Here is a 22,736-nt window from a genome sequence, read left to right as displayed (position 1 = left end):
GTCCCGCACTCAAACCAGCGAAAAGGCCCTCCGTTCACTCGGAGGGCCTTTTTTAATAGCGCTAGTAACGATGCGTGTTGGTTCCCTTAGCCCTTCCCCCAAGGAACGAGACCATGTCCACCACAACTCTGCTGATCACCCTCTACCTCGCACGCTTCGCCGCAGCCTACCTGCTGCGCTACCTGAACCTGCGCCACCTCCGTCGCTACGGCTGCACCGTCCCGCAGGGGTTTGACGGCGCCATCGACGCCGAGGCGCTTGCCAAGTCGGCAAGCTACACCATGGCCCAGAGCCGGCTCGCCCTGATCGACTCCATCTACGACAGCGCACTGCTGCTCATCTTCATGTTCACCCCGCTGCTGCCGCTCTACGACCACTGGATCGCCTCACTGACCGACTCGTTCGTGCTCCGGGGCGTGCTGTTCATGCTGGTCCTCACCCTGGCGCAGGAGGTGCTGGACATCCCCTTCTCGCTCTACAGCACCTTCCGCCTGGAACGGCGCTACGGCTTCAATACCACCACACCCGCTCTCTGGATTTCCGATTTGATCAAATCGACCCTGATCTCCGCTGCCCTCACCGCCATCATCATCAGCGCCGCGCTTTTGCTGGTCCAACACTCACCGGGGCTTTGGTGGTTGTGGGTCTGGGCCTTTTTCGCCCTCTTCTCCATCGTCATGATCTACGTCTCCCCCTACGTGATCGAACCGCTCTTCTCGAAGTTCGAGCCGCTGGGTGACCCGGAGTTGGAGGAAGAGATCCGCACCATGTTGCAAAAGGCGGATCTCAGGGTGAAAGACGTGCAGCAGATGGACGCCTCCCGTCGCAGCCTCCACTCCAACGCATATTTCACCGGCATCGGGCGGGTGAAGCGGATCGTTCTCTACGACACACTCCTGAAACAGATGGAGCGCCCGGAGGTGCTGGCCATCCTGGCCCACGAGGCGGGTCACTGGAAAAAGGGGCATATCTGGAAGCGCTTGGTACTCATGGAGGGTGCGGCGCTGGCGCTGTTCTTCCTGGTGCACGAGGTGATCGTCTGGGGCGGACTGCCGCAGTTCTTCGGTTTTCCCGAAGCCTCGTTCCTGGCCCAGATCCTCATGATCAGCTTCATCTTCTCCATCGTCTCCTTCCCGCTCACCCCTGTCGGATCATGGCTGTCGCGCCGCAACGAGTGGGAAGCGGACCGGTTTGCGGCCGATCTTTCGGGCGCTCCGGACGCCCTCGCCTCCGCCCTGGTGAAGCTCTCCAGAGAGAACCTCGCCAACCTGCACCCGCACCCGCTCTACGCCGCTTTCTACTACAGCCACCCGCCTGTCGTGGACCGGGTGGCGGTGCTGCGCGACCTGAAGTCGGGACAGGCGTCGGGATAATTAACACAACCTCATTGCGTCTGTCTTCTTGTTCTGGTATTTTTGCTGAGGCCTAACGTCACAAGACCAGCTACAGGAGCCGATCGAAATGCGTCTGAACATCCTGATAACCGCCTCAGAGGCAGTCCCGTTCGCGAAGGAAGGCGGTCTCGCCGACGTGGTCGGCGCCCTTCCCAAGTACCTGGAGGCACGCGGCCACGACGTCCGCGTGGTGATGCCCCGCTACTACAAGGTGGACCGCGAGCGCTACCAGTTGCGCCAACTGCCGGGCGTGCTGGTGGTCCCGATGGGGATCATCGGCAACATGTACTGCGGGGTCTACCAGGGAACCATGCCCGGTTCCAGCGTCCCCATCTATTTTCTCGAGCACGAAGACTTTTATGGACGCGACTCCCTCTACGAGAGGGACAACCTGGGGTACCTCGACAACGACAACCGCTTCATCTTCCTCTCCAAGGCAAGCCTCGAGTTGTGCAAGATGCTCCAGTTCACCCCCGACCTGGTGCACGCCCACGACTGGCACACCGCCGCCGTCCCGCTGCTGATGAACACCTGGTACCGCCACGATTACCACCTCGCGCAGGCCGCTTCGCTTCTTACCATCCACAACATGCAACACCAGGGGAGCTTCTACGAAGGGGCGATGGATGTCCTCGGCATCGGCTGGCACCACTTCACCTTCCTGGAACTGGAAATGGACAACCAGGTAAACCTCCTCAAAGGGGGGATCTACCACGCCACCATGTTGAACACGGTCAGTGAAGGTTACGCCCGCGAGATCCAGACCGCGGAGTACGGGTGGGGCCTGGAAGGGGTGGTCCGGGAGCGGTCGAGCGTCCTCTCCGGCATCCTGAACGGCGTCGACTACCACGAGTGGAACCCGGAGGAGGATCGCCTCCTGCCCGCCAAATACAGCGCCCAGGATCTTTCCGGCAAGGCCGTCTGCAAAAAAGAACTGCAGCGCGCGTTGGGACTCCCTGAGCGCGCGGACGTGCCGCTGATCGGCATGGTGTCGCGTCTGGTCAAACAGAAAGGGATCGATATCCTGGCGCAGGCGCTCCCCCGGCTGCTCGAACTCGACATCCAGTTGGTCCTCCTGGGTGCCGGCGAGCCGTGGGCCCACTTCTTTTTCGGCGGCATCGCGGCCGACCGGCCGGACCGCTTCGCCTGCCGCATCGGCTACGACAACAGCCTGGCCCACCGCATCGAGGCCGGCTGTGACTTCTTCCTGATGCCTTCAGCTTTCGAGCCGTGCGGGCTGAACCAGATGTACAGCATGCGCTACGGCACCCTGCCGATCGTGCGCGCGACAGGTGGACTCGACGACTCCGTGGAGAACTTCGACGCGGCCGCCCGTACCGGCGACGGCTTCAAATTCTGGAACCTGGACGCCGGCGCGCTTTTCGACACGGTCGGTTGGGCGGTACACACCTGGTACCACGATCCCGAAGCGATCGCGGCACTGCGTAAAAACGCCATGGCCAAGCGATTCACCTGGGAAAACGCTGCGGAGAAGTACGAGCGGCTCTACCTGGAAGGGATGAGAAGGAAACTGGGGGAAGAGAAGTTCAGACAGGTAGTGGCAGAGAGATCTCCCGCCAGGAAAAAAGCGTCCCGCGAGGAACGCGCAGGATATCAGCCCCAGGCATAGCGATCGGACCAAACACTTTCGACGTCGCTCCCACCTGAATCACCGACCCTCCCGTGCAATTAAGCCATTATGGAAGACGATCAGCCGTAAGCTCTCCGGCAGGTGCGCTGTTCGCCCCGCGCGCGACCGTTCTGCCCGTGCGTAGCGACTATCGCACCGTTCCTACGTAAGAAAATTGTTAATTAATAAAAAAAGGCGCCCCGGTATCCGGGACGCCTTTTTCGGTTCAACAAAAGCCGGTGCTACATCTTGTTCAGCAGCGGAACGATGAGCAGGGACACGATGTTGATGATCTTGATCATCGGGTTGACCGCCGGGCCGGCGGTGTCCTTGTACGGGTCGCCGACGGTGTCGCCGGTAACGGCAGCCTTGTGGGCTTCGCTACCTTTGCCGCCGTGATAGCCGTCCTCGATGTACTTCTTGGCGTTGTCCCAAGCGCCGCCGCCGGTGGTCATGGAGATAGCGACGAAGATACCGGTGACGATGGAGCCGACGATGACGCCGCCCAGAGCCTTCGGCCCGAGGGTGAAGCCGACGATGATCGGGGCGAGGATCGGAATGAGGCCCGGAACGACCATCTCCTTGAGAGCGGTCTTGGTCACGATGTCGACGCAGGAAGCGTAGTCCGGCTTGCCGGTGCCTTCCATGATCCCCTTGATGGTGCGGAACTGGCGACGGACTTCGTCGACGACCGCGCCGCCTGCTTTACCGACGGCTTCCATGCACATAGCGGCGAAGTAGTAGGGAAGCATGCCGCCGATGAAGAGACCGACGATGATCTTCGGATCGGAAAGGGAGAAGGTCTTGTCGGCGATGGTCAGCTCCTGGACATAGGAGGTGAACAGGATGATGGCGGCCAGACCGGCGGAGCCGATGGCGTAGCCCTTGGTTACTGCCTTGGTGGTGTTGCCGACCGCGTCGAGCGGGTCGGTTACGGCGCGGACGGAGTCGTCCAGCTCGGCCATCTCGGCGATGCCGCCTGCGTTGTCGGTGATGGGGCCGTAGGCGTCCATGGCGACGACGATGCCGGTCAGGGAGAGCATGGATACGGCGGCGATGGCGATGCCGTACACGCCGGCGCAGTTAGCCGCGACGATGATCCCTGCGGAGATGACGATGACCGGCAGGGCGGTCGCCTTCATGGAGATGCCAAGGCCGGCGATGATGTTGGTGGCGTGGCCCGTCTTGGAAGCCTCGGCGATGTGCTTGACCGGGGCGAACTCGGTGGAGGTGTAGTACTCGGTGATCCAGAAGATGGCACCGGTAACGACCAGACCGACGATGGCGGAGATGAAGATGTTGGTTGCGGAAATGACCGCGCCGTTAGCCTCGGCAAGCCCCTGCGGGAACATCTGCACGGTCACGAAGTAGAAGGCGATGCAGGCGATCACGCCGGAAGCGATGAGACCTTTGTAGAGGGCGCCCATGATCTTGCCGGAGCCGCCCAGCTTCACGAAGTAGGTGCCGATGATGGAAGCGATGATGGAGATGCCGCCCAGGATCAGCGGGTAGCTGACGGCGCCCGGGTTGCCGAAGCTGATGGCGCCCAAGAGCATGGCGGCGATCAGGGTAACGGCGTAGGTTTCGAAGAGGTCAGCGGCCATACCGGCGCAGTCGCCGACGTTGTCGCCGACGTTGTCCGCGATGACGGCCGGGTTGCGCGGGTCGTCCTCGGGGATGCCTGCCTCGACTTTACCAACGAGGTCGGCGCCGACGTCAGCACCCTTGGTGAAGATACCGCCGCCCAGACGGGCGAAGATGGAGATCAGCGAGCCGCCGAAGCCGAGGCCGACCAGCTGGCCGACAACTTCCTTGACCGGTGCGCCCGGCATGACCTGCTGCAGGAACATGTAGTAGCCAGCAACGCCCAGAAGGCCCAGACCGACGACCAGCATGCCGGTGATGGCGCCGCCTTTGAAGGCGACGTTGAGAGCTTTGTGGATGCCGGACTTGGCAGCCTCGGTGGTCCTCACGTTGGCGCGTACGGAAACGAACATGCCGATGAAGCCGGTGAGACCGGAGAACACGGCGCCGACCAGGAAGCCGACCGCGGTCATCCAGCCGAGGGAAGCGAAGAGGGCAACGAACATGGCAACGCCCACCACCGCGATGATGGTGTACTGACGCTTCATGTAGGCGCCGGCGCCTTCCTGGATCGCGGAGGCGATCTGCTTCATCCGCTCGTTACCCTGGGGAAGTCCCAGGATCCACTGGGCCGAGATCAGACCGTAGGCGACTGCAGCCGCGGCACAGACCAGGGCGAAGACTACTGCATACTGTTCCATTGAAAAAATTCCTCCTATTTGGATATGCCTCAAAAAAAGGCGTGCCTTCCAACATAGTCATAAAAACGGGTGATTGTTATCGAAAACGCCCCGTTTTGTCAATCTAATTCATATCCCCAAGGCGGTTTTGTTAGAATGTTTTTATCAAACCGCCGTATACTTCGCTACGGCCACACATCCGTCTGCTCCGGCAGAACCACGAATGTCGCCACTGGCATATGGTCCCCCCTCCCCTTGCGGGAGGGGGGTAGGGGGTGGGGGGAACTGCATATGGCAACCTCTCGGCAGCGCCGACGTCACCCACCCCCCTGCCCCCTCCCGTCAAGGGAGGGGAATCAGACAGTCCGCTGTAGGGGGGAATAATCATTCGCCCGCCCCTCGTCCTGCCAGTAAGTCGACATCTCCACATCTATGTCAGTCTCTTCAATTCCTTATCCAACCATTTGGATCTGGTAAACAGTTGCGTATCGGAGGTCGAATATGTATCATAACCCGATGCTTGAGCTTAAATGCGGCGATCACAGCTATCCTCTGCAGCTTGCTCCGGAACATCTCCTCTGCGTGCTGAGCCCCCGCCCTTTCCAGCGGCAGGGAACGCCGGTCGAGTTGGTCGAGCGCGCACTCGACGGCTGCACCGATTCCCTGGCGAGCTTTGCCCCCGGCGACCGCGTCGTCATCGTCACCTCTGACGTGACCCGTCCCACCGGGAGCGAGGTCTACCTTCCCCTGCTGGTCTCACGACTGAACTCCGTCGGCATCAAGGACCGGGACATAGAGATCGTCATCGCGCTGGGAATCCATCGCAAGCAGACCCCGGCAGAACACAAGAAGATCGTGGGAGAGTTGTACGGCAGGATCAAGGTCACCGACCATGACTGCGACGACCCCGGCGAACTGGTCTACCTTGGCGATACCGCAAGGGGCGTACCGGTCGAGGTGAATCGAAGGGTCACCGAGGCGGACCGGCTCATCCTGACCGGCGCCGTAACCTTTCACTACTTCGCGGGCTTCGGTGGCGGCCGCAAGAGCATCCTCCCCGGCGTATCCAGCCGCAAGAGTTGCATGGCGAGCCACTTTTCGCTGCTTAACCCGGACGAGGGCAGCGGCAGGCACCCGAAGGCGGTGGTTGGCAGTTTGGAGGGAAACCCGGTCCACGAAGCGATGCTGGAAGCCTGCGGCATGGTCGAACCCGACTTCATCCTGAACACGGCGCTCGGCCCGGACAAGCAGATCATCGCCGCCTTCGCCGGCCATTGGCAGGAGGCTCACCTGGCCGGGTGCCGCTTCTACAGCGACACGTTTTCCGCCCCGATCGACGCGCAGGGAGACCTGGTGATCGTGTCCTGCGGGGGCTACCCCAAGGACATCAACCTGATCCAGGCCCACAAGTCGATGGCGTACGCCAGTCGGGCGCTGAAGCCGGGAAGCGTCATGATCCTGCTCGCGGAGTGCCGCGACGGTTACGGCAACGCCACCTTCTTCAACTGGTTCAACTACCAGACCTGCGCCGAACTGGAATCGGCCTTGAGAAAGCGCTACGAGATCAACGGCCAGACCGCCTGGTCGGTGAAAGAGAAGGCCGAGCGCTTCAGGATCGTGCTGGTATCCAAGCTTCCGGCGGAAGAGGTGCGCACCATGGGGATGATCCCGGCCGCGACACTCGATGAGGCGTTGGCACTGGCAGCGCCGATGCTCCCTGACGACTACCAGGCGTACCTGATCCCCGAGGGAGGGACCGTACTGCCGCTGATGCAGACCTGACCACCAAAGCTACACCCCAAGGTCCCCTCCCCCGGAGGGGGAGGGACAGGGAGGGGGCAACACGAGCTTCCCCCCACCCAACCTCCCCCCTCCAGGGGGAGGAGCAATGGACGAAAGGAATTTACCAGATGCTAGACGCACGCACCCTTCAGCAACTCACCGATATCGTCGGAGCCGAGAACATCGCCACCGGCGCACAGGACCTGATCTGCTACGGCTATGACGCCACCCAGATGGAATTCCTCCCGGACGCCGTGGTTCACCCCGACAGCGCCGAGCAGGTTTCCCGCGTTCTGCAGCTCGCCAACAAGGAAAACTTCCCGGTCTTCCCGAGAGGAGCCGGCAGCGGCTTCACCGGCGGCGCCCTCCCCAAAGGCGGGGGCGTGGTGCTGGTTACCACCCGCATGAACCGCATTCTCAGGATCGACACCGACAACCTGGTGGCCGAGGTCGAGCCGGGTGTCGTGACCGAGGCGTTCCAGATGGCGGTGGAAAAGCTCGGCCTCTTCTACCCGCCCGATCCCGCGTCCCTCAAGTTTTCCACCCTGGGCGGCAACGTGGCTGAATGCGCCGGCGGCCCGCGTGCGGTGAAGTACGGGGTCACCAAAGACTTCGTGATGGGTCTCGAGGTCGTGCTCCCCACCGGCGCCATCATCCGCACCGGCGGCGAAACCGTGAAGGGGGTGGTGGGCTACGACCTGACCAAGCTTCTGTGCGGCTCCGAGGGGACGCTCGGGATCATCACCAAGATCATCTTCAAGCTCCTCCCCTACCCGGATTCGAAGAAGACCATGCTGACCGTGTTCGATTCCATCGACGGCGCGGCGCGCGCGGTCTCCACCATCATCAAGAACAAGATCATCCCGACCACACTTGAGTTCATGGACCACGCCACGCTCACCTGCGTCGAGCGCCGCTTCAACCTGGGCATGCCGGAGAGCGCGCGGGCGGTGCTCCTGATCGAGGTGGACGGCGACCGCGACCTGATCGAGAAGCAGGCCGGGCAGATCCACAAGCTGATCGAGCCGCTGGGGCTGGTGCAGTTCCGGGTGGCCAAGGACGCCGCCGAGAGCGAGGAGCTGTGGCGGGTGCGCCGCCTGGTGTCGCCGTCGTTGCGCGACGTGAACCCGGACAAGTTCAACGAGGACATCGTGGTCCCCAGGAGCAAGGTGCCCGACGTGATCCGGCGCATCGAGGTGATCCAGAAGCGTTACGACATCCCCATCGTCAACTTCGGGCATGCAGGCGACGGCAACATCCACGTCAACATCATGATCGACAAGAGCGTCCCCGGGCAGTTGGAGAAGGCGCACGAGGCGATCAAGGAAGTGTTCCAGGCGGCACTGGACCTGGGCGGCACCATGTCCGGCGAGCACGGCGTGGGGCTTGCCAAGCAGCCCTACATCCCCCTGGAGCTGAACGCGGAGCAGATAGCCGCCATGAAGGCGATCAAAGGCGCCCTCGACCCCAACAACATCCTGAACCCCGGCAAGATGCTGCCGTAAAGGCAATTGACAATTGACAATGGACAATTGACGATGCGAGGTTCCACTAATCCCGGGGCCTTCCATTCGTCCCATGGTTCCCATTGCTCTTAGAAAAGAGATCAAGGCATGACCAAGAAGCACACCGACCCGCTCGAGCGGGTAGCTCAAGAGATGAAGAAATGCGTCAAGTGCGGCGCCTGCCGCGCCAACTGCCCCGCCTTCGGCACCTTCCAGCGCGAACCGGCCACGGCACGCGGCAAGGTGGCCCTGGCCCAGCACCTGGTGAAGGGGGACATCACCCTCGACGACGGCACCTACTCGGCCATGTCCAAGTGCCTTCTGTGCGGCAGCTGCGTCGACAAGTGCCCGAACCAGGTCCCCACCGACGAGATCGTCATCGCGGCGCGCGAGGCCCTGGCGCAGCGGCGCGGCCTCACCACCTTCCACAAGGCGGTGGGACAGGTGATCAGGAACCGCAAGCTGATGAACTTGGGAGCGCTGGCAGCTGCCGTGCTCGGGCCGATCTTCTTCAGGAAGGTCCCCAGCACCTCGGGCCTGAGGCTCCGTTTCCCCATGCCCTTCATCGGCGGCAGCCGTCACATTCCGCAGATCGCCAAGAAGCCGTTTATGAAACGGCATCCCGAAATCATCAAGGGTGAACCGGGCAAGCCGACCATCGTCTTCTTCGTTGGGTGCATGACCAACTTCGTCTACACCGAGATCGGCGAGGCGACCCTGGCGCTGTTCCGTCACCTGGGGTGCACCGTGATCATCCCGCAGGGACAGCAGTGCTGCGGCCTGCCGGGTATGTCCGGCGGCGACCTGGAGACGGTGCGCGAACTGGCCGAGCAGAACCTGGCGGCCATCGAAAAACACCAGGCGGACTACGTGATGACCGCTTGCGCCACCTGCGGCGGCGCATTGCACAAGCTCTACCCGCTGGTCGTCGGCAAGAGAAACCCGGAACTGAAGGCGCGGCTTCAGGCGGTCGCGGATAAAACGGTGGATGCGGCGGTGCTGCTGCAGAAGCTAGGCCTGCATCCGGAAGAGACCGGCACCGGCCAGAGAATGCGCATCACCTACCACGACCCCTGCCACCACCGGACCGCCGGCATCGCCAAACAGCCGCGCGCCCTGCTCAAGGAGACCCCGGGGCTGGAACTGGTGGAGATGGAAGGCGCCGACCGCTGCTGCGGCCTGGGCGGCACCTTCAACGTCTACCACTACGAGAGCTCCCTCGACATCAACGCCGGCAAGAGCAAGGCCATCATCGATACCGGCGCCGACGCCGTGGTCACCGGCTGCCCCGGCTGCATCATGCAGCTCTCCGACGGCCTAAAACAGGCAGGAGATAAAACGAGGGTATTACATACCGTCGAGCTTCTGGCCCGCAAAATCAGGCGCTGACAGGTAACCCCTGTCAGCCGCCTCCCCCCTCCTTTTTAGCCCCACTTTAGAACCCCTCGTATTTCCGGTACTTTGCCTGTATACACTCTTTTTCTTATTGACAAAAGCCAAGCAAAACCTTATGAAGGGTACGCGCCTAAAAAGTAGAACAATAGTTCGTTTTACTACGCCTCATGAGTCGTCGCGGCGCACCCAGGCCAGGTTAAATCAGCCCGAAAACGCATTTAGTCAAAATGAAATTTCGGGAACTGTTCGATAGACGAAGGACGATCCACCTGCCCGGCCAAAACGTACCTTTCTTAGCGGCACACCCCCTTCAGACTCGCTAAATACCAGCAATAGTGCACCATCCGCCCTCCGGCTCACCTTGGGTCCCGCATCCAGGCCAAACCGGCGGCCGCTGTCTCCTTGCCCTCCATATTCAGGGAGACTAAAAAATTCCACCGCACCGGAAGACATTTTTTACCGTCCGGCGGTTGACGTTTTCGCTAACTGACCAAGATTTGCAACACTTTTTTAATATCAAAGCCAGGAGGACGTAGATGAGCTGCGCAGCACCCCGCATAGAGATGCAAAATCCCAAAGCCCGGAAGGATGCCAACAATGTCGAATAAAATGATCAAGCCCTCTTTGAAGAATCCGTTTGACGTAGCGGAGAAGGTCGAGTTCAACATCCCCGGCGAGATTTCCCGCGCCACGGGCGGCTACGAGGAGGCGATGCAGGCGGGTTACGACCTGATCCAGCGCCCCATCAAGTCGGTGAGCATCGACCAGATCGAGAAACAGCACTTTAAAAAGCGCATGACCGTGTGGGAAAGGATCCGCGTCCTCACCGAGGCCGAGCCCAACATCCTGTTCCAGAACTGGGGCAAGAATCTGGACGGCGCCTCGCTGGTGACCGGCATCCTGAACATCCACGGCCGCGACGTCGCCGTCTACGGCCACGACTTCACCGTACGCGCCGGTTCCATGGACGCCACCAACGGCAACAAGCTGGCCCGTCTCTTCTACATGGCAGGCGAGAAGGGGATCCCGGTCATCGGCATGAACGACTCCGCGGGCGCCTTCGTCCCGGCGGGCGTGGGCGGTCTGGACGGCTACGCCGAGGCCTTCACCGCGCTCAGAAAGATCTCCGGCGTGGTCCCCTCCATCATGTGCATGTTCGGCTTCAACGCCGGCGGCGGCTCCTACCTGCCGCGCCAGGGTAGCTTCGTGATCCAGCCCAAGGACACCTTCTTCGGCCTCACCGGCCCGGGCGTCGTCAAGAGCGTCCTCGGCGAGGACGTGACCCCGGAGGATCTGGGCGGACCCAAGGTGCACGGGCAGTCCGGCGTCGCCGACCTCACCGTCGAGGACGAGGTCGGGGCACTGAGGACCGCCATCATGCTCCTCAATTACCTCCCGGACAACAACTCGGTGATGGCCCCCTACCAGGAAACCAGCGATCCGCTGGACCGCAAGACCTGGGAGATCAACACCCTCTTGAAGAAGGCCTTCAACTCCCCGACCGGCTTCAACACGCCGTTCGACGTTTCCATCATCATCCAGCAGATCTGCGACCACGGCGACTACTTCGAGATGCAGCGCGACCGCGCCCGTAACGTCGTCACCGCCTTCGGCCGCCTGGGCGGCAACGTGGTCGGCTTCGTCGCCAACAACTCCGCCGTCGACTCCGGCCAGATCGACTGCGACGCGGCCTACAAGATCGCCCGCTTCAACCGCTTCTGCAACATCTACAACATCCCGATGATCTTCATGGAAGACACCACCGGCTTCCTCCCGGGTCGCGAGCAGGAGGCACGCGGCATCGTCCAGGCAGGCCGCGCGATGCTCGACTCCATCGTCGACATCCGCACTCCGCGCATCCTGCTGATCCTCAGGAACGCCTACGGCGGCGCTTACGCCTCCTACAACAACTACCCGACCGGCGCCGACCTGGTGCTCGCCCTCCCCACCACCCGCCTCGCGGTCATGGGGCCGGCAGGCAAAGAGTTCGTCTACAAGGACGAGCTCAGAAAGATCAGGAACGCCGTCATCGAGCGCGTCAAGCGCGGCACCCAGGAGCGCGTCGACGCGGGCGTGAAGCCCGAGCTCGCCAAGGCCGACGCCGAGAAGGAAGCCGCCGACTGGCTCAAGGCCGAGGAGGCCCTGCTCAACACCCGCTACGAGAAGGAGCTGATGAACCCGAAAGAGGCGCTCTCCCTGGGCTCCATCTCGTCGCTGGTCATGCCGACCGACCTGAGGAAGGTACTGGGCGAGAACATCAACTTCTTCCTGCGTCACTACAAAGCGGGCCCGATGCAGTCCGTACAAAGGGAGTTCCACTAATGGCGACTACTGATATGGGAATTGGAATTGCGCAGGGGGGGAGCAGCGCTCCCGAGGCTGGATTCGGGCAGGGTGCACTGGCACGCCAGGGTGCCCGCCCCTCGTCGGCGCTTTATAACGTAACGGAGATGAAAGCGATGGCACACACATCTGAAAAATACACCAAGAACCCGCTGATCCACCGGGACCGCAGGCTCTCCGCCTCCACGTCCGCGTGGGTCCGCTCCTTCGCCTGCGAAGATCTGAAACCGCTCATCGTCTGCCGCGGCCCGATCCGTAAGGAAGCGATGGACGTCTACCAGGAGATGGGGATCACCCACTACGGCATCCTGCTCTCCGAGAAGGACTCCATCGTCTACCCCAACGCCCTGGCGCCCGAGCTGCGCACCCTGACCGACTCCACCCGCGTGCACCGCGTGCCCGATTACACCGGCGCCAGCAAGGAAGAGCGTGTCGAGCGCATCCATCAGATCATCAGCATCGCCAAGGACAACGGCTACAACGCCATCTTCGCGGGCTACGGCTTCATGGCCGAGGACGACGAGTTCGTCGGCGCCATCGAGAAGGCGGGTCTCAACTTCATCGGCCCCTGCGCCGCCACCCAGACCGGCGCCGGCAAGAAGGACGAGGCGAAGCGTACCGCCCTCTCGGTCAACGTCTCGGTCACCCCCGGCATCGACAACGTCACCGCCCGCACCCTGGTGAAAAAGCACGGCACCCGCGAGAAGCTCCTGGCGCTGGTGGCCTCCGACGGCCTCGAGTGCGATGCCCAGGTGCTCGCCGACGCCAAGCTCTCCCTGGAGGATCTCGCCGACCACATCCTGTACGCCTCCTACAACAAGGGGATCGACCTCTTCTCCATCGAGGAGCTCTGCGCCCAGGTCGAGGCCGAGTGCGCAGCCATGCTGAAGAAGCACCCGCAGTCCCGCGTCCGTCTCAAAGCCATCGGCGGTGGCGGCGGCAAGGGGCAGCGCCTTCTGGGGGCCGACCTTCTGACCAAGAAGAACGCTTCCGACGCCGACATCGCCAAGGCGGCTTCCGATGCCCCGGGCCTTGTGCGCGAGATCCTGAACGAGGTGAAGGCAAACGGCGTGGGCGACAACAAGAACATCCTCGTCGAGCTCAACATCGAGCAGACCAGGCACAACGAGATCCAGCTCCTGGGCAACGGCGACTGGTGCATCGCCCTGGGCGGCCGCGACTGCTCCCTGCAGATGCACGAGCAGAAGCTCCTCGAGGTGTCGGTGACCCAGGAAGGGCTGATGACCGCCATCGAGGAAGCCAAGATCGCCGGCCGCAAGGCCGAAGTGAAGGCCCTCGAGAGCGACCTCAAGGTCCTGAAAAGGATGGAGGAGGAATCCGAGCGCTTCGGCAAGGCGGTAGGCCTTGACTCCGCCTCGACCTTCGAGTGCATCGTGGACCGCGACCGTCACTACTTCATGGAGGTGAACACCAGGATCCAGGTGGAACACCGCGTCACCGAGCTCTGCTACGCGCTCAAATTCGTGAACCCGGAAGACCCCAACGACTTCTTCGTGGTGGAGAGCCTGGTGGAAGCGATGGCCATCCTCGCCCGCCACAAGAAGCGGGTGCCCAAGCCGCAGCGTTTCGTCCGCTTCAACGCGTCCGTCGAGGCCCGCCTGAACGCCACCGACGCCTCCCTCTCCCCGCATGCGGGCGGCATGATCCGTTACTGGTCCAAGCCGATCGAAGGCGAGATCCGCGACGACCAGGGGATCAGCATGGTGAACCCCGACACCGGCATCTTCATGAAATACAAGGTGGCCGGCGCCTACGACTCCAACATCGCGCTGTTGCTCACCACCGGTGAGGACAGAAAGACCAGCTACGACAAGATGTCCGAGGTGCTGCGCGCCACCACCCTGCGCGGCTCCGACCTCGCCACCAACCTCGAGTTCCACTACGGCCTGGTGAACTGGTTCCTGGGCCGCAACGTCATGGCCAAGCCGACCACCCGCTTCGTGGTCCCCTACCTGACCCTGGTGGGCACCCTGAAGGAAGAGGCCAACAAGCTCGATCCGGTCTACGCCTTCCTGCAGATGAAGAAGCACTACGCCAAGCGGGTCTCCGAGGCGTACGCCGACCAGCCCGAGGTCCAGGCCAAGGAATCCAAGAACATGTCGTCGCTTCTGGACCGCAAGGGGACTCTTATCATCCGTCCCATCGAGCGACTCCTGGGCGACCCGCACCTGCTCTCCGGCTGGCTCTCCATCAACACCAAGAACTTCCGCATCGACAACGGCAAGGTGGTCTGGCTCAGAAACCCGGTGGGGGTCCTCAACGAAACCTACGAGTACCTGCACATGAACCACCGTCCGCACAAGCCGGCGGCAGAGATCATCTGGAGCCACGACAACGAACTCCTGCAGCAGGCGCTTCGTTTCTCCAGGACCCTGCGCGAGCACTTCGGCCTGGCCCGGGACGAGTACTTCACCCTGAACGAGATCGTCAACAAGGAGGAGCCGCAGGGTGGCTTCGACGCCGACACCTGGCAGCAGATCCGTTCCGCCCACTTCGGCTACGAGGCGGGTCTGGAGCTTCTGGGCATGCTGTTCCTGGTCGGGCAGAACACCAAGTTCTGGGATCTGCGCGTCGAGGAGGACCTCGAGATCACCATCCCCGAGTACCTCACCGATCCGGAGCTGCAGGCTCGCATGAAGAAGATCCTGGTTCCGCCGCCGGCCACCAAGGCCGACGAGATCGTCGCCGTCTGCGGCGGCATGTACTACGGCCAGGAAGCCCCGGGCATGCCCCCGTTCGTGTACGAGGGGATGCACTTCGAAAAGGGACAGCCGCTGTACATCATCGAGGTCATGAAGATGTTCAACAAGGTGTACGCACCCTTCGCCGGGACCATCGACAAGATGCTGGTCACCTCCGGCGACGGCACCATCGTCTCCAAAGGACAGCCGCTGTTCAAGGTCACCCCGGACGAGAAATTCGTCGAAGTCGACGTGAACGCGCTGGAAAAGGAAAAGCGCGGCGTAACCTCCGACTACCTGAAGGCGGTACTCTAGTCCAAGCAGCGAAAAGGGCTCCGGATGGTAACATCCGGAGCCCTCTGCTCATCCACTGACCCCGCCCTGATAGCCGGGTCAGTTATTTTTTTGTAGATTGCTTACGCCGCCGCGAAGCAGATGTTGTCGGCGGAGAGGGCTTCGAGGAAGGAATCGGCCAGCGGGTCCTTCACGATGGCCATCATGCCGTGGTTCACGGACCAGGTGGTACCGCAGGTGGGGCATTCTTTGAGGTCTTCGTTGAAGGCACCGGAGCGAAGGTCCATGGCGTTTTGTTCGTGGTTCTTACATACCGGGCATTGCATCTGCGTTCTCCTCTTGCCCTCAGCGGGGCGCTCATAATTTTTAAGGTCGCCAAGAACTATATGAGTGCCGCAATTGTTTTACAAGAAAAAAAACGGCAAAAGCCTAGATAAAACATTATGTTATCAGCGCTTTTCTGTTTTGTATGACAGATCAGGATTTTAACCTTTAGCGCGAAAATAAAACACGGCAAAACAACCCGACGCGCAGCACCGCCGGTAAGTTGCCGTTTTAGCTGCATACTTCAAATTTAGATCACCATTATAAAAATAAAACAACTCCGGCACGCCGATCGGCAGCACCACGGCGGCACGGTTAAGAAAAAATAATTCACTTTCCCGAAATTTTAGCGTAAACAAAAGACGTCTTTCGCAAGCTTCATTCTGTTATCACCATTTCGCACCGCCAGGAGAGCAACATGAGCATTTCCGAAAAGAAACAGGCATGGCAGGCAACCGTAGAGAAGAGCATGGCCAAGGCGCCCGAGCGCAGGAGCTCTTTCAAGACCAGCTCCGACAACGACCTTGAGCGTTGCTACGCGCCGCAGTTCGACTACCCGGGCTACAACGAGAACCTGGGCTTCCCCGGCCAGTTCCCGTTCACCCGCGGCGTGCAGCCGACCATGTACCGCGGCAGGTTCTGGACCATGCGCCAGTACGCCGGTTTCGGTAACGCCGCGGAGTCCAACGAGCGCTACAAGTACCTGCTTTCCGCCGGACAGACCGGCCTCTCCATCGCCTTCGACCTCCCCACCCAGATGGGCTACGATTCCGACGCGTCCATGAGCCGCGGCGAGGTAGGCAAGGTCGGGGTCGCCATCGACTCCCTGGCGGACATGGAAGTACTCTTCGACGGCATCCCGCTGGACAAGGTATCCACCTCGATGACCATCAACTCCACCGCGTCGATCCTTCTGGCCATGTACATCGCGGTGGCCGAGAAGCAGGGGGTGTCTCCGGACAAGATCTCCGGCACCATCCAAAACGACATCCTCAAGGAGTACATGGCCCGCGGCACCTATATCTACCCCCCCAAGGAGTCGATGCGCATCATCACCGACATCTTCGCCTACTGCAAGGACAACGTCCCCAAGTGGAATACGATCTCCATCTCCGGCTACCACATCCGCGAGGCCGGTTCCTCCGCGGTGCAGGAGGTCGCCTTCACGCTGGCCGACGGCATCGCCTACGTCGAGGCTGCGGTCAAGGCGGGTCTCGACGTCGATGAGTTCGCGCCGCGCCTTGCCTTCTTCTTCAACGCGCACAACAACCTGCTCGAGGAGGTGGCGAAGTTCCGCGCCGCACGCCGCATGTGGGGCCGCATCATGCGCGAGCGCTTCAAGGCCAAGGACCCGAAGTCCCAGATGCTGCGCTTCCACACCCAGACCGCCGGCTGCACCCTGACCGCCCAGCAGCCCGACAACAACATCATGCGCGTAACGCTGCAGGCGCTGGCCGCGGTCCTTGGCGGCACGCAGTCGCTGCACACCAACTCCAGGGACGAGGCACTGGCGCTTCCCACCGAGGAATCGGTGCGCATCGCGCTCCGGACCCAGCAGGTCATCGCCTACGAGTCCGGCGTCGCCGACTCCATCGACCCGCTGGCAGGCTCGTTCCTGGTCGAGTCCCTCACCGACCAGATCGAGCAGCAGGCCATGGCCTACATCGAGAAGATCGACTCCCTGGGCGGCGCGGTCGAGGCGATCTCCAGGGGGTTCCAGCAGAAGGAGATCCAGGATTCCGCCTACGCCTACCAGCGCTCCATCGAGAAGGACGAGACCATCATCGTCGGCGTCAACAAGTTCACCGTCGAGGAAGGCGCGCCGCAGGGGCTTCTGAAGGTGACCGACGAGGTCGAGGTGAAGCAGAAGCAAGCGCTCGCCGCGATGAAGGCCAAACGCGACAGCGCCCAGGTCGAGAAAACCCTCAAGGCGCTGGAAGAGGCTGCCAAGGGGACCGGCAACCTGATGCCGTTCATCCTGGACGCGGTGAAGAGCTACGCGACCCTGGGCGAGATCGCCAACGTGATGCGCGGCGTCTTCGGCGTGCACAGAGAAACGGTGGTCCTTTAACCTCAACGTGACAGATTCCTGCCGGGACGATACAGATCGTTCCGGCAGGAGCCACGATATTGCGAGGCTCGCGCGACTCACCCAAGATCTTATTACTGCCACAGCTCATCAACTTGCCGCTTCACATCGCCTCAGCCTAGTCAAAACGTTTTTTTCAACCAGACACAGAACCGTAACCAAACTTTTTCATCACTGTGACTTGCATTTTGCCGATTGTAGGATATTATCTGCCACCGTCAGATACGCTCTGACGCGGAGCCAAAGGACACATACATGCTCACCAAAATAAATCATTTAGGCGTGGCCGTTACCTCTATAGAAGAAGCACTCCCGTTGTATCGTGACACGCTCGGGATGGAATTTTCCGGAATCGAAGAAGTGCCCAGCCAGTTAGTCAAAGTGGCCTTCTTGTCCATCGGTGAATCGAAGATCGAACTACTCGAGCCGACCTCGCCGGAGAGTCCGGTCGCCAAATTCCTGGAGAAGAACGGTCCGGGCGTGCACCACGTAGCGTACGGCGTGCAGGATATCGATGCCACCATCGCGAGGCTTATCGCCGGCGGCACCCGAATGATCGATACCACGGCAAGAACCGGGGCACACGGCGCGCGCATCGCCTTTTTGCATCCCAAAAGCAGCAACGGCGTCCTCACGGAACTGTGTGAAGCGCACGAAGACGGTCACTAAAACATTCGCCTTCTCATATCTAATGAGTGAAGTTTTTTTCTGTTGACATTTGTTTGAAAAATAATATAGTGGCGTCAGTTTTATATAACAGCGGTTTGCTCATTGGGATAGGCTGTACTGGCTGGTCTGCGTGACGTTCTACGCAAATGTCGAGGAGACAATCATTGCTGACTCAAAACAGCCCGAGGACCACACGCGAGAGCTCTTGACTCCACCCTGTTCATTAACAGCGGTTGACTTAAGAGCTCTTTCTTTATAGTGAGCTGCACCTTCGCCATAGGGCGAATTGACAGTACAGCAGGAACTTCAATCACGTTGTAACAAACAAACCAGGAGGTAGACGATGAGCTTTCAAAAGAAACTGCTTGCATTTGCAGCCGTCAGCGCACTGAGCGCAGCAACCGCCGTTCCGGCAATGGCGCTGGAGAACGAGTTCCACGGTATGTTCAAATTCATGGGCTACCAGACCAACGCCCTCGCGGGCGGCGACACCAGGGACATCCTCCGCAAAGACGCGCACTCCGGCTTCTTCGCCGAGCAGCGTGCACGCATCATGTACATCGCCAAGGCGAACGACAACCTGAAGCTCGTCACCCACTTCGAGCTCGACACCCGTTTCGGCGGCATCGCCACCGGCTACAAAGGGACCACCGGCAACGACTCCGGCAACCTGGACGCCGACCAGCTGACCCTCGAGACCAAGAACGTCTACCTCGACTTCAACGAGCCGGCCACCGGCGCCAACTTCAAGGTCGGTATGCAGCCCTGGGCCGACGCCTACGGCAGCCTCTTCCTCCTGGCCGACATGACCGGTGCCATCGGCACCAAGAAGGTCGATGCCTTCACCGGCCAGCTCGGCTGGTTCCGCTTCGATGACAACACTGCTGCCAACGCCATCACCGGCCCGGGCCAGTTGACCGCCGACCTGATCGTCGCTGACGGCAAGTTCGCCGTCAACAAGGACGTCACCATTGGAGCAACCTACTACAACATCCAGAACGACACCGGCCTCGCTGCCACCGCTCCGTACGAACTGCTGCACATGGTCGGTGTCAACGCGGACGTCAACGTCGGCCCGGCCAACATCAAGCCGTTCGCCGCTTACCAGTGGGGCGAGAAGAACTCCGCTACCGACATCAGCGCTTACATGGCTGGTGCTGTAGCCAAGGTCAAGACCGGCCCGGGTGCCGTCAACCTCTCCGGCTTCTTCCTCTCCGGCGACAAGGGTGGCACCGACAACAACGCCTTCCAGACCGTCACTGCAGGCACCACCTACTTCAACCCGGCTAACATGTGGATCCTCGTTCGTCCGAACCAGGCCATCAACACCTCCACCTCGCTCACCGGCAACGACCTGACCGTCGGCGGCCGCGGCGCCATCGGCGTCTTCGCCGGGTACGAGGGTGCCATGGGCAAGACCTTCTACAACGCCAACGTTGGCTACATGAGGACCGCAGAGGCCCGCGGCACCGAGAAGAAGTCCCTCGGCACCGAGGTCAACGCCCAAGTCGGCTACAAAATCTACGACAACCTGAGCGCCAGCGCTGCCGCCGCTTACGTCTTCCTCGGCGACGCCCTGAACAGCAAAACCACTGCCGACAGGGTCGGGACCTACGCTCAGACCGCTGACTCGGACAACCCGTACCTCTTCAACGTACAGCTGAGCTACGCATTCTAAGAAGCTCCCTGCCGTCTGACGGCAGGGGCTCACACAGAAGCACCGGCAAGCCGGAGAGGCGACTCTCCGGCTTGTTTTTTTGTCGCATCTCTGCCAACAACGCTCTTCCCCTCCAGAACACCTCCGGCACCTCTCAATCACTCTCCGTCCCCTGTCACTCTTTCATGCCACTAACCCAGTACCCGGCAACTCTGCAGTTATTTTCTCCGCCGTGTTGACAAGCAGGTCCTGTATGGTTCAATCATTATGCTTTTCTAACGATATCTTTCAAAGGAGCTAACGTATGAGAAAGATGGCACTGATGCTGGCCGCGGGGCTTTTTATGCTGTCTTCGGTACCGGCTTACGCCCAGACAGCGACAGACCAGAAGGACGAATGCCTGCTGGCGTCGAGAAACTGCATGAACCAGGTCGACGACATCCAGCAACGCATCCGCAAGCTGAATCGCGAAATCGAGAAGGGGACCAGGGTCTATACGCCGCAGGAGCTGAAAAGGTTGCAGGACAAGCTCAAGGAAACCGACGACATCCTGCGCAACCTGGAAAGGCCCGACAGCTAAAGCTGCGCTGCATGCCGGTATGCACCCCCTCAAAAAGAAGCTGTGCCAGAAAGGAGCACACCATGAAAAGGGCGATCATGTTGGTGACGGCGATTTTAGTGATGGCAGCAAACACCGGCGTTTTTGCCGAACAGACGGCGAGCGACAGAAACGAGTGCCTGCTCCTGTCCCGGAACTGCAAGGACCAGGTAGACGACATCTACACGCGGATGCAGCGCCTGAACCGCGAGATCGAGAAGGGAACCAGGGTCTATACCCCCAAGGAGCTGCAGCAGCTGCGCGAGAAGCTTGCCGAGACCCAGGAGATGCTGAGGAGCATGGAAAAACCGGGGCGCTGACTCGACGCGCGCTACCTGGAAGAGCCGGAGAAAGAGGCGGGCCACTGGCCCGCTTTTTTTATTGCCGCACCGCGTGGGAAGCTGCACTGAAAGCGCCTCCAAGGGGCGTGAAACCGTTTGACTAATGAGGACCGCTCTGCGATAATTCGGCGTCTTAAATCCCCCAAAAGCGGAGCAATCAATGAAAAGATCTCTCGTTGCCATCCTGATTCTCGTTGGCACGCTGCTGGCAGCCGCTGCAGCCTCAGCCTCCACCATCCGCGCCTATATCGCCGAGTTCACCGTCTCCCCCTCAGACAACGGCAACCTGAAGAGCACGCTGCAGCGCCTTCTGGCGACACGCCTGGCCGGCGATGGCATTGTGACCGTCGACACCCCCGCCGAGGCCGACGTCATCGTCTCCGGGAGCTATACCACCTTCGGCAAGATGTTCAGCCTCGATGCAATCGCCAAAAGCACCGGCGGCAAGCAGCTCTCCACCGCCTTCGAGCAGGGCGAGAGCATGGACGTCCTGATCCCCGCCGTGGGCAAGATCTCCGGCAAGCTGAAGGGCGACCTCGTGAAGCAGGTGCAGCCGACGGCTACCGCACTCCCCGTTCTCCCTGCGGCACCGGTCGAGTCCCCCTTCAAGGCCCCGCGTGCCGACATCGAGCGGCCGGCAGCCCAGGAGTCCGCAAAGGCCGCCGCCTCCGAGATCGTGCGCAACGAGGCGACTCCCGGCTGGATCAGCCAGCGCCTCTCCGGCGTGTACAGCGCCGTCACCACCTGGGGGACCAAAGAGTTCGTGAGTGCCGACGACAAGGGGATCCACCTGTACCGTCCCGGCGCGAAACTCGACCTGGTCACCGAGATCATCCTCCCGGACCGCATGAAGGTATTGGCCCTCGACGCCATGGGCCCGGAGGCCAACGGGCGGGTGCTGGTGTTCGTTACCATCATGGACCGCGAGACCATCGCCTCCAGGATCTACGCACTGCAAAACGACAGTTTCAAGTTGGTCGCCGAAGAGGTCCCCTACATGTTCCGCACCATCGCCCCCTATGGCGGGGCCAAGAAACTCTACGCCCAGCAGATGGGGCGCACCGAGGACTTCTACGGCGACGTGTACGAGGCGAGCATCGTCGACAAGGGCGTGAAGCTCAGCAACCCGATCAAGATGCCGCGCTTCGCCAATATCTTCAACTTCAACCTGTTCCGCGACCAGTCCGGCAAGAGCTACCTGACCGCCTTCAGCGACAGCGGCTATCTGCTGGTCTACTCCGACACCGGCGAAGAACTCTGGAGAAGCTCCGACAAGTTCGGCGGCTCCGAGACCTACTTCCAGCGCAGGGATTGGGAGAACGAGCGGACCAACATGACCCCGTTCCGCACCCGCTTCCTCGAACAGCGCATCACCGTGACCGAGAAGGGTGAGGTCCTGGTGCCGCAGAACTCCGGCTTCTTCGTGCTGGGCAACATGCGCTCCTACTCCAAGTACTCCGTAGTCAACTTCACCTGGAACGGATCGTCTCTCGAGGAGAAGTGGCGCACCAAGCAGAGCCAGAACTACCTGGCCGACTACGCCTACAATCCCGCCACCAAGGAACTGACCCTGCTCGAAGTAGCCCAGAAGGGAACCTTCGGCGGCAAGGGGGGCAGCGTGGTGCGGCTGCTGGGCATCGAATAGCCTGAAGGCGGGGGGAATGTCTTGACTTCCCCCCGCCATACTGTTACGATTCCTCGTTTTTTGCCACCTTTTGCCGGACTGCCGGTACTCCCGGACGTTAGGAC

At 61.2% G+C, this 22,736-nt stretch carries 15 protein-coding genes; 13 read left to right on the top strand and 2 right to left on the bottom strand.

The window, feature by feature from the left end; genetic code table 11:
* Positions 1 to 113 precede the first annotated feature (113 nt).
* Together KP004_RS02110 and glgA are read left to right on the top strand one after the other, a co-directional pair.
* Positions 114 to 1,373, top strand: coding sequence for a M48 family metallopeptidase (locus KP004_RS02110; protein WP_216800739.1), 1,260 nt, complete (start codon positions 114 to 116; stop codon positions 1,371 to 1,373).
* Between the two features lie 88 nt (positions 1,374 to 1,461).
* Complete coding sequence (gene glgA / locus KP004_RS02105; RefSeq protein ID WP_216800738.1) at positions 1,462 to 3,024, top strand: glycogen synthase GlgA; 1,563 nt, start codon at positions 1,462 to 1,464, stop codon at positions 3,022 to 3,024.
* A 242-nt stretch (positions 3,025 to 3,266) separates the two neighbouring features.
* On the opposite strand, the gene KP004_RS02100 is transcribed toward glgA, so the two are convergent.
* Positions 3,267 to 5,309, bottom strand: a complete 2,043-nt coding sequence (locus KP004_RS02100) for a sodium-translocating pyrophosphatase (protein ID WP_199389271.1) — start codon at positions 5,307 to 5,309, stop codon at positions 3,267 to 3,269.
* A 480-nt stretch (positions 5,310 to 5,789) separates the two neighbouring features.
* Here KP004_RS02100 and KP004_RS02095 point away from each other — a divergent pair, with 480 nt between their 5' ends.
* The 5 genes from KP004_RS02095 (at position 5,790) to KP004_RS02075 (ending at position 15,330) form a co-directional block, all read left to right on the top strand.
* Entirely contained in the window at positions 5,790 to 7,070 is a 1,281-nt protein-coding gene (locus KP004_RS02095; RefSeq protein ID WP_216800737.1) for a nickel-dependent lactate racemase family protein, read from the top strand.
* Between the two features lie 128 nt (positions 7,071 to 7,198).
* A complete protein-coding gene (locus KP004_RS02090) occupies positions 7,199 to 8,575 on the top strand; it encodes an FAD-binding oxidoreductase (protein WP_216800736.1) in 1,377 nt (458 codons plus the stop codon).
* A 108-nt stretch (positions 8,576 to 8,683) separates the two neighbouring features.
* Complete coding sequence (locus tag KP004_RS02085) at positions 8,684 to 9,964, top strand: (Fe-S)-binding protein (RefSeq protein WP_216800735.1); 1,281 nt, start codon at positions 8,684 to 8,686, stop codon at positions 9,962 to 9,964.
* A gap of 603 nt (positions 9,965 to 10,567) precedes the next feature.
* A complete protein-coding gene (locus KP004_RS02080) occupies positions 10,568 to 12,292 on the top strand; it encodes an acyl-CoA carboxylase subunit beta (protein ID WP_216800734.1) in 1,725 nt (574 codons plus the stop codon).
* A 137-nt stretch (positions 12,293 to 12,429) separates the two neighbouring features.
* Positions 12,430 to 15,330, top strand: coding sequence for an ATP-binding protein (locus KP004_RS02075; RefSeq protein ID WP_216800733.1), 2,901 nt, complete (start codon positions 12,430 to 12,432; stop codon positions 15,328 to 15,330).
* Positions 15,331 to 15,431: 101 nt separating this feature from the next.
* Here the strand turns inward: KP004_RS02075 and KP004_RS02070 are convergent, their stop codons facing one another.
* A complete protein-coding gene (locus tag KP004_RS02070) occupies positions 15,432 to 15,635 on the bottom strand; it encodes a hypothetical protein (protein WP_216800732.1) in 204 nt (67 codons plus the stop codon).
* A 416-nt stretch (positions 15,636 to 16,051) separates the two neighbouring features.
* Between KP004_RS02070 and KP004_RS02065 the strand changes: the two genes are divergently transcribed.
* The 6 genes from KP004_RS02065 (at position 16,052) to KP004_RS02040 (ending at position 22,632) form a co-directional block, all read left to right on the top strand.
* The gene (locus KP004_RS02065) at positions 16,052 to 17,704 is read left to right on the top strand and encodes an acyl-CoA mutase large subunit family protein (protein WP_216800731.1); all 1,653 of its coding nucleotides are present in this window, start codon (positions 16,052 to 16,054) and stop codon (positions 17,702 to 17,704) included.
* 273 nt (positions 17,705 to 17,977) lie between these two features.
* Positions 17,978 to 18,391: a methylmalonyl-CoA epimerase gene (gene mce / locus KP004_RS02060; protein ID WP_216800730.1), complete on the top strand. Its 414-nt coding sequence runs from the start codon at positions 17,978 to 17,980 to the stop codon at positions 18,389 to 18,391.
* A gap of 343 nt (positions 18,392 to 18,734) precedes the next feature.
* A complete protein-coding gene (locus tag KP004_RS02055) occupies positions 18,735 to 20,069 on the top strand; it encodes a porin (RefSeq protein WP_216800729.1) in 1,335 nt (444 codons plus the stop codon).
* A gap of 283 nt (positions 20,070 to 20,352) precedes the next feature.
* Positions 20,353 to 20,628, top strand: a complete 276-nt coding sequence (locus KP004_RS02050) for a hypothetical protein (RefSeq protein ID WP_216800728.1) — start codon at positions 20,353 to 20,355, stop codon at positions 20,626 to 20,628.
* 62 nt (positions 20,629 to 20,690) lie between these two features.
* The gene (locus tag KP004_RS02045) at positions 20,691 to 20,966 is read left to right on the top strand and encodes a hypothetical protein (RefSeq protein WP_216800727.1); all 276 of its coding nucleotides are present in this window, start codon (positions 20,691 to 20,693) and stop codon (positions 20,964 to 20,966) included.
* 181 nt (positions 20,967 to 21,147) lie between these two features.
* A complete protein-coding gene (locus tag KP004_RS02040) occupies positions 21,148 to 22,632 on the top strand; it encodes a hypothetical protein (protein WP_216800726.1) in 1,485 nt (494 codons plus the stop codon).
* Positions 22,633 to 22,736: the final 104 nt, after the last annotated feature.

Source organism: Geomonas oryzisoli, from assembly GCF_018986915.1.
In the GTDB taxonomy this organism is placed as follows: domain Bacteria; phylum Desulfobacterota; class Desulfuromonadia; order Geobacterales; family Geobacteraceae; genus Geomonas; species Geomonas oryzisoli.
Note: the sequence above shows the minus strand (reverse complement) of the source record. Positions and strands in the feature narration are given on the sequence as shown.

Excerpts from the sequence above, each read along its gene's own strand:
- KP004_RS02110 (WP_216800739.1), top strand. The coding sequence starts at position 114 with ATGTCCACCACAACTCTGCTGATCACCCTCTACCTCGCACGCTTCGCC.
- glgA (WP_216800738.1), top strand. The coding sequence starts at position 1,462 with ATGCGTCTGAACATCCTGATAACCGCCTCAGAGGCAGTCCCGTTCGCG.
- KP004_RS02100 (WP_199389271.1), bottom strand. The coding sequence starts at position 5,309 with ATGGAACAGTATGCAGTAGTCTTCGCCCTGGTCTGTGCCGCGGCTGCA.
- KP004_RS02095 (WP_216800737.1), top strand. The coding sequence starts at position 5,790 with ATGTATCATAACCCGATGCTTGAGCTTAAATGCGGCGATCACAGCTAT.
- KP004_RS02090 (WP_216800736.1), top strand. The coding sequence starts at position 7,199 with ATGCTAGACGCACGCACCCTTCAGCAACTCACCGATATCGTCGGAGCC.
- KP004_RS02085 (WP_216800735.1), top strand. The coding sequence starts at position 8,684 with ATGACCAAGAAGCACACCGACCCGCTCGAGCGGGTAGCTCAAGAGATG.
- KP004_RS02080 (WP_216800734.1), top strand. The coding sequence starts at position 10,568 with ATGTCGAATAAAATGATCAAGCCCTCTTTGAAGAATCCGTTTGACGTA.
- KP004_RS02075 (WP_216800733.1), top strand. The coding sequence starts at position 12,430 with ATGGCACACACATCTGAAAAATACACCAAGAACCCGCTGATCCACCGG.
- KP004_RS02070 (WP_216800732.1), bottom strand. The coding sequence starts at position 15,635 with ATGCAATGCCCGGTATGTAAGAACCACGAACAAAACGCCATGGACCTT.
- KP004_RS02065 (WP_216800731.1), top strand. The coding sequence starts at position 16,052 with ATGAGCATTTCCGAAAAGAAACAGGCATGGCAGGCAACCGTAGAGAAG.
- mce (WP_216800730.1), top strand. The coding sequence starts at position 17,978 with ATGCTCACCAAAATAAATCATTTAGGCGTGGCCGTTACCTCTATAGAA.
- KP004_RS02055 (WP_216800729.1), top strand. The coding sequence starts at position 18,735 with ATGAGCTTTCAAAAGAAACTGCTTGCATTTGCAGCCGTCAGCGCACTG.
- KP004_RS02050 (WP_216800728.1), top strand. The coding sequence starts at position 20,353 with ATGAGAAAGATGGCACTGATGCTGGCCGCGGGGCTTTTTATGCTGTCT.
- KP004_RS02045 (WP_216800727.1), top strand. The coding sequence starts at position 20,691 with ATGAAAAGGGCGATCATGTTGGTGACGGCGATTTTAGTGATGGCAGCA.
- KP004_RS02040 (WP_216800726.1), top strand. The coding sequence starts at position 21,148 with ATGAAAAGATCTCTCGTTGCCATCCTGATTCTCGTTGGCACGCTGCTG.